Here is a 6,107-nt window from a genome sequence, read left to right on the forward strand (position 1 = left end):
GCACATTTCCGACTCACTTGACCTGCTGCAGCCGGATGGTGTTGCCGGCCGGGTCACGGAAGGAGCAGTCCCGCATGCCCCAGTCCTGGTCGGTCGGCTCCGACATGATCTCGCCGCCGCTCGCCTCGATACCGGCCTGGATCTTCTCGAACGCGGCGTCGACGTCGGTGGAGGAGAGCATCAGGCTGGCGAAGGTGCCCTTGGCCATCATCTCCTGGATCACCCGGCCTTCCTCCTCGCTGATGTTCGGGTCGGCCAGCGGCGGGTAGAGCACGACGCTCACGGCGGGCTGCGCCGGCGGCCCGATCGTGAGCCAGCGCATCGCCTCGTACCCGACGTCCTTCCTCACCTCGAACCCCAGCAGGTCGCGGTAGAACCTCAGCGAGGCCTCGGGGTCGGTGTGCGGCAGGTAGCTGTGGCAGATGTTGATGTCCATGGCGCTCACGCTAGGTAAGGATCGGGCCTTGGCGCTTCTCTATTCCTGATCGAACTCCGTCTGATCGGACGGGTGACCTGCTTGGACACGCACGGAGGGATCCCGGCCTCTCCGGCGACGGCCCTCTCCCGGTAGACGCTCGGCGACATTCCGACGAGCTCGCTGAACCGGGTGGAGAAGGTGCCCAGCGAGGAGAACCCGACCTCGAAGCAGATGTCGGTGACGCTGAGATCACCGCGCCGCAGCAGCGTCATCGCCCGCTCCACGCGGCGGGTCATCAGATAGGAGTACGGCGGCTCACCGTAGGCCTTCTTGAACTCCCTGCTCAGATGGCCGGCCGACATGTGTACGCCGGCAGCGAGAGCCTCTACATCCAGCGGCTGCGCGTACTCCCGGTCGACCCGGTCCTTGACCTTCCGAAGCAGCTTCAGGTCGCGTAGTCGCTGCTCCTGATCGGGTTTCGTCGTCACCCTCCGATCCTCCCATTTGATGAATCTGCCGCGTGTCGAAGTAAAAGTGTCGAATTCGGGCGCGCACACTCGTGGAGTAGGTGAAGGCACAAAACGCGGATAGGAGAAAGTCATGTGGGACACAGTTCAGAACCCCGAGAGCACCAACGTACACAGCTTCCCGATGTCGCACTTCCTGCCGTGCCCGCGATGCGGCCACGAGGTGCACACCTACCTGGCCTGCAGCGACACGTGCTCGTGCGCCCCGGTCGTGATGCCCGGCAGCGTCTCGCTCGCCGCCTAGATCTTGAGCCCGGACTCGATCGCGAAGACGACGAGCTGGGCGCGGTCACGGGCATGCAGCTTCACCATCGCGCGCGAGACATGCGTACGGACCGTGTCCGGGCTGACCACGAGCTCGGCGGCGATCTCGGCGTTCGAGCGGCCGGTGGCCACCCAGGCGACCATCTCCCGCTCACGCTCGGTCAGATCACCCAGACGCGGATGCGGGTTCGCCGCCCGGCGTGAGGAGCCGAACTCCTCGATGACCCGCTTGGTCACCGTCGGGGCGAGCAGCGAGCCACCGTCGGCGACGACCCGGATCGCGTCGAGCAGCGCGACCGGCTCGGCGTCCTTGAGCAGGAACCCGCTCGCTCCCAGCCGCAACGCCTCGAAGACGTACTCATCGAGCTCGAAGGTCGTCAGCATCACCACCCGTACGTCCTTCAACGAGGGGTCGCGGGTGACCTGCTCCAGCAGGCCGAGGCCGTCGAGGACCGGCATCCGGATGTCGCACAGGACCACGTCGGGGTGGGTGCGGCGCAGCATCGGCAGCGCCGCGCTGCCGTCGGAGGCCTCGCCGACGACCTCCAGGTCGGGTTCGGCGCCGATCATCGTCGCCAGACCCATGCGCACGAGGGGCTGGTCATCGACCAGAGCAACCCTGATCAGCGTGTGATCGGTGATGCTCATGCCAGCCCCTCCGCGCCACCCGCCGAGGACCCTGAAAGCGGGAGGGAAGCCCGCAGCCGGAAGCCCCGTACCTCCGGCCCCGCCTCTAGGGTGCCCCCAAGTGCCTCCACGCGCGACCGCATTCCCACAATTCCCATCCCGGGACGCCTTTCCCCGCTCAACATGTCCGATCCCCGCCCGTCGTCGTCGACTGTCACGACCATCTCGGCCGCGGGGGTCGAGACGATCGACACCTCGGCTCGCGTCGCTGCGGCATGCCGCAGCACGTTGGTGAGCCCCTCCTGGACCACTGCGTACGCGGCCCGCTCCGCCTCCGCCGACGCCGAATCCACCTCGAGGCGGAGGGAGACCTCCAGTCCCCCGGTACGCACCCGCTCGACGAGAGCAGGCAGGTCGGCGAGCCCGTGCTCCGGTGCCCGCGGGGCCGGACCGGCGCCGGTCTCGGTGTCGGTCAGCCGGGCCAGCTGCCGGCGCAGCAGGTCGAGCGACTCCTTGCTCTCGGCACGGATCGCCTCCAGGTTGCGGCGGGCCGCCTCGGGATCGCGGTCGAGAACGTGCAGCGCGGCACCGGCCTGCATCGCGATCACCGCGAGCCCGTGTCCGACGCCGTCGTGCAGGTCGGCGGCCATCCGCACCCGTTCCTCGCTGACCACCCGTCGTTGCCGTTGGGCCCGGGCCTCGTTGCGCGAGCGCAGCGCACTCGCGATCGCACCGCAGGCGGCGATGAGCGCCACCTGCCCGAAGGCCTGCCACAGCGAGAGGTCACTCTCCGGGCCGCCACCCTGTCCCCAGGGCCCTCGTCCGGTACCGCCGTCGAACTGGGGGCTCTCGGGACTCAGCACCATCCCGGTGGCGACCAGCGCCGCGGCCACGGCCGCCCACCCGATCCAGCGTCGCGGCGGCAGCGACAGTGCCACCGCGAAGGTGACCACGGGCACCGCCGTGAAGATCGGTCCCTCGGCATAGCCCGCGGTGAAGTAGGCCCCGGCGCACAGCCCGCTGACCGCGAGCATCCAGCCGCGAGGCCGCTGCAGGAGCACCGGGAGGATGGCGACGAGGGCGAGCAGTGCCCCGAGGAGCGCCGGGCCCCGGGTGTCGGTGCGGGCGTTGCTGCCCAGTGAGCCGACCAGCTCCACCACGACGACCAGCCACGGCAGCCAGTGGCGACGGATCCGGGACATGGACCTGACCCTAGTTCGCGCGGCCGCGCGAGGCGTACGACAAATGCGGCCAGCCGCCTACGCAGATCTGCGTAACCGGGAGCATCGCCGACGCCGATGCGACCCAGGGGCGGTCACGAGAGCGTGAGAGGCATGAACGAACTCGTGGTTGAGACCGACGGGCTGACCAAGCGGTACGGCGACAGGCTCGCCGTCGACCGGGTCAGCATGACCGTCATGCGTGGCGAGGTGTACGGCTTCCTCGGCCCCAACGGGGCCGGCAAGACGACCACCTTGCGGATGATGCTCGGCCTGATCCGGCCCACCGCCGGAACGGCCAGCGTCCTGGGTCGTCCCGCCGGACGACCCGAGGTCACTGCCCGCATCGGCGCCCTGATCGAGGGCCCCGGCTTCTACCCCTACCTGAACGGCCGCGACAACCTGCGCACGTTGGCGCGCTACCAGGGGCTGCCGAACACCGAGGTCGACCGGGTGCTCGAGATGGTCGACCTCGCCGACCGGGCGAAGGACGCCTTCAAGGGCTACTCGCTCGGGATGAAGCAGCGCCTCGGCGTCGCCGCCGCGATGCTCGGCTCACCGGACCTGCTGGTCCTCGACGAGCCCACCAACGGGCTCGACCCGGCCGGCATGGCCGACATGCGGGCCCTCGTCGTCTCGCTCGCCGAGGCCGGCCAGACGGTGATCCTCTCCAGCCACATCCTCGCGGAGGTGCAGGAGATCTGCGATCGCGTCGGTGTGATCAACAACGGCCGCCTGCTGCGCGAGTCCACCGTCGCCGACCTGCGCGGTGGCGCGACCCTACGCGTCCGGGCCACCCCCGAAGACGCCGCCCTGGCGGCTCTGATGCGGATGGCCGGCGACGAGGGCGTACGCCGCATCGGCAACGAGACGCTCGAGGTCGACCTTCCTGTCACCGCGGCCCCCGATGTCGTACGTCATCTGGTCGCCCACTCCATCGATGTCCACGAGGTCACTGTCGCGGAGCGTTCCCTGGAGGACGCCTTCTTCGAGATGACCAGCAACAAGGAGCTCGTGTCATGAACGCCTTTGTGAACAGCACCTCCGCCGAGCTGCTGCGACTGCGCAAGTGGTCGGCGATCTGGGTGATCGTCGGCGCCTGGCTGGCTCTGTCGCTCTCCTTCGGGTACGTCTTCAACTACGTCGCCTACAAGACCGGCGACGACAACTTCGCCGGCGACGGCGCCAGCAACGCCCAGCTGCTCTCCGAGCTGATGCCGAGCGCGATCCCCGACGTCATCGTCAGCGGCCTGCCGATGTTCGGTGGTGCCCTGGCGATGGTGGTCGGTGCGTTGGTGGCCGGCAACGGGTTCGGCTGGGGCACCTGGAAGACCGTCTTCACCCAGGGGCCGAGCCGGTTCGCCGCCGTCGGCGGCTCTCTGACCGCGGTGACGATCTTCATCTTCGCGATGATGACCGCGACCCTGGGTCTGTGCGCGGGTGTCTCGGTGGCGATCGCGGCGAGCGAGGGCCAGTCGATCACCATGCCGGCCATGAGCGACCTGGCGCAGTCCTTCGGCTCCGGGTTCCTGGTGCTGGAGATGTGGGCGCTGCTCGGGTTCCTCGTCGGCGTGCTCGCCAAGGGGCCGGCGCTCGCCGTCGGACTGGGGCTGGTCTGGTCGCTGGTGGTGGAGAACCTGCTCCGTGGCGTCGGCAGCCTGCTCCCGGGCATCGAGACCGTCACCGACGCCCTCCCGGGCACCGCCGGAGGCTCGTTGGCAGGCGCGATCATCGGCGGGCCCAACGGCACCCCGGGCGTCCTCGACGCGATCTCCGGCGAGCGGGCGCTGGTCACCGTGGCGGCGTACGTCCTGGTCGCCGCGATCGCGGCGGTGGTCGTGATGAGGCGACGCGACCTCGCGTGAACGGCGCCTAACACACCTCGAGGCATGTCGATGACATGATCTCGGGGTGTGGCCGCGTACGCGGGTGTGATCTTCGTTAAGTCTACTGTGTTGGTGGACAACAACCGCGTTGTCCCAGCATTTCTCAACGTCCAGAAGAGGTTCCCACCCGTGTCCTCCAACACGCCTGAGCCCACCCCGCTCATCGAGGCCCCCAAGTCCAAGCTCCCGCTGATCATCGGGATCGTCGTCGCCGCCGCCATCGTGATCGGCGGCCTCGCCTTCTTCCTCACCCGCGACGACGACGCCGGCAGCGAGCTGACCAAGGTGTCCATCGGCGTCGTCGGCGCCGACGACCCCTACTGGAACACCTTCCAGGACGCCGCTCGCGAAGAGGGCATCGATCTCGAGGTCAAGAACTTCGGTGACTACAACCAGCCCAACCCGGCGCTGTCGGAGGGCGAGCTCGACCTCAACCAGTTCCAGCACATCATCTTCTTGGCCGACTACAACGTCCAGAACGACGACGACCTGGTGGCGCTCGGTTCGACCGCGACCTATCCCCTGGGTCTCTACTCCTCGAAGTACACCTCGCTCGACGACATCAAGGCCGGCGAGACCGTGATCGTCCCCGACGACGAGACCAACCAGGCCCGCGGCCTGGTGCTGCTGCAGTCCAAGGGCCTGATCGAGCTGACCGACGGTGGCACCCCGTTCAGCACCGTCAAGGAGGTCGACACGGCCGCGTCCAAGGTGAAGGTCAGGGCGGTCCAGGCCTCGATCACCGCCTCCTCGCTCCCCGACGTCGCCGCGGCGATCATCAACAACGACTTCGTCGAGGACGCCGGCCTGAAGTTCGAGGACGCGCTCGCAACCGACGACCCCTCCGACCCCAAGGCGCTCCCCTACGTCAACATCTTCGCCGTACGCGCCGAGGACAAGGACAACGCGACCTACAAGAAGCTCGTCGAGATCTTCCAGACCAACGAGGACGTGCAGCAGGGGGTCTACGAGACCTCCGGCAACACCGCCGAGCTGGTGAAGATCCCGGTCGAGGACCTGCAGAAGTCGCTCGATGACACCGAGAAGCAGGTGGAGGAGCGTCAGTGACGCACTCGGCCAACGTTGCGGAGCCGCTGGTGCGGCTCCCCCGGCAGCAATTCCTTAAGGAATCGTGGAGCAGCTTCGGGCGCAGAACCTCCCGACC

The 6,107-nt window shown here is 68.3% G+C and carries 8 protein-coding genes; 4 read left to right on the top strand and 4 right to left on the bottom strand.

The window, feature by feature from the left end:
* Positions 1-13 precede the first annotated feature (13 nt).
* The gene (locus ABZU72_RS24775) at positions 14-436 is read right to left on the bottom strand and encodes a VOC family protein (protein ID WP_355021447.1); all 423 of its coding nucleotides are present in this window, start codon (positions 434-436) and stop codon (positions 14-16) included.
* A 5-nt stretch (positions 437-441) separates the two neighbouring features.
* A complete protein-coding gene (locus ABZU72_RS24780) occupies positions 442-906 on the bottom strand; it encodes a helix-turn-helix transcriptional regulator (RefSeq protein ID WP_355021448.1) in 465 nt (154 codons plus the stop codon).
* Between the two features lie 112 nt (positions 907-1,018).
* Between ABZU72_RS24780 and ABZU72_RS24785 the strand changes: the two genes are divergently transcribed.
* On the top strand, positions 1,019-1,189 hold the full coding sequence (locus ABZU72_RS24785) for a hypothetical protein (protein WP_355021449.1): 171 nt from the start codon (positions 1,019-1,021) through the stop codon (positions 1,187-1,189).
* Here ABZU72_RS24785 and ABZU72_RS24790 read toward each other — a convergent pair.
* Positions 1,186-1,857 carry a response regulator transcription factor gene (locus tag ABZU72_RS24790; protein ID WP_355021450.1) on the bottom strand — a complete coding sequence of 224 codons (672 nt, stop codon included), beginning with the start codon at positions 1,855-1,857 and terminating at the stop codon, positions 1,186-1,188. The two genes, ABZU72_RS24785 and ABZU72_RS24790, sit on opposite strands and share 4 nt — an antisense overlap.
* Entirely contained in the window at positions 1,854-3,038 is a 1,185-nt protein-coding gene (locus ABZU72_RS24795; protein ID WP_355021451.1) for a histidine kinase, read from the bottom strand. Before ABZU72_RS24795 ends, ABZU72_RS24790 begins: the two co-directional genes overlap by 4 nt.
* Positions 3,039-3,170: 132 nt before the next feature.
* Between ABZU72_RS24795 and ABZU72_RS24800 the strand changes: the two genes are divergently transcribed.
* The 3 genes from ABZU72_RS24800 to ABZU72_RS24810 all read left to right on the top strand — a co-directional run bounded on the left by ABZU72_RS24800 (position 3,171) and on the right by ABZU72_RS24810 (position 6,010).
* Positions 3,171-4,079 carry an ABC transporter ATP-binding protein gene (locus ABZU72_RS24800; protein WP_355021452.1) on the top strand — a complete coding sequence of 303 codons (909 nt, stop codon included), beginning with the start codon at positions 3,171-3,173 and terminating at the stop codon, positions 4,077-4,079.
* The gene (locus tag ABZU72_RS24805) at positions 4,076-4,921 is read left to right on the top strand and encodes an ABC transporter permease (RefSeq protein WP_355021453.1); all 846 of its coding nucleotides are present in this window, start codon (positions 4,076-4,078) and stop codon (positions 4,919-4,921) included. The genes ABZU72_RS24800 and ABZU72_RS24805 overlap by 4 nt, the downstream gene beginning before the upstream one ends.
* A gap of 150 nt (positions 4,922-5,071) precedes the next feature.
* Positions 5,072-6,010, top strand: coding sequence for a MetQ/NlpA family ABC transporter substrate-binding protein (locus ABZU72_RS24810; RefSeq protein ID WP_355021454.1), 939 nt, complete (start codon positions 5,072-5,074; stop codon positions 6,008-6,010).
* The last annotated feature ends 97 nt before the right edge of the window (positions 6,011-6,107 follow it).

The organism is Nocardioides sp. NPDC004968, from assembly GCF_040608935.1.
GTDB lineage: Bacteria > Actinomycetota > Actinomycetes > Propionibacteriales > Nocardioidaceae > Nocardioides.